Origin of the sequence: Pseudoalteromonas sp. RB2-MNA-CIBAN-0110, assembly GCF_040309305.1 — a bacterium.
GTDB lineage: Bacteria > Pseudomonadota > Gammaproteobacteria > Enterobacterales > Alteromonadaceae > Pseudoalteromonas > Pseudoalteromonas arctica.
This window is the reverse complement of sequence record NZ_JBEOOQ010000206.1, coordinates 1-266: the sequence shown is the minus strand read 5'-3', so window position 1 is coordinate 266 and position 266 is coordinate 1. Positions and strand designations below refer to the sequence as shown.

Annotated in this window: 1 protein-coding gene; it reads left to right on the top strand. The window is 41.7% G+C overall.

Features of this window, described 5'->3' with window-relative positions:
• On the top strand, nucleotides 1-266 hold a 266-nt coding region (locus tag AAEY68_RS21185), incomplete at both ends, for a LexA family protein (RefSeq protein WP_350586841.1).

Here is a 266-nt window from a genome sequence, read left to right as displayed (position 1 = left end):
ACATTAGGCTTTAAAAGTGCTAATGCAGCAGAAGAGCATTTAAAAGCGCTGGCTAAAAAAGGCGCTATTAAAATGAAACCAGGCGCTAGCCGTGGTATTCAACTTATTGAAGAAGATGAACCAGAACAACTTGGTTTACCGTTAATAGGCCGTGTAGCTGCCGGCGAACCTATTTTGGCGCAACAACATGTTGAGAGCCATTGTAAAATTGACCCGTTAATGTTTAAACCCGCTGCCGATTTTTTATTGCGTGTAAATGGTATGAG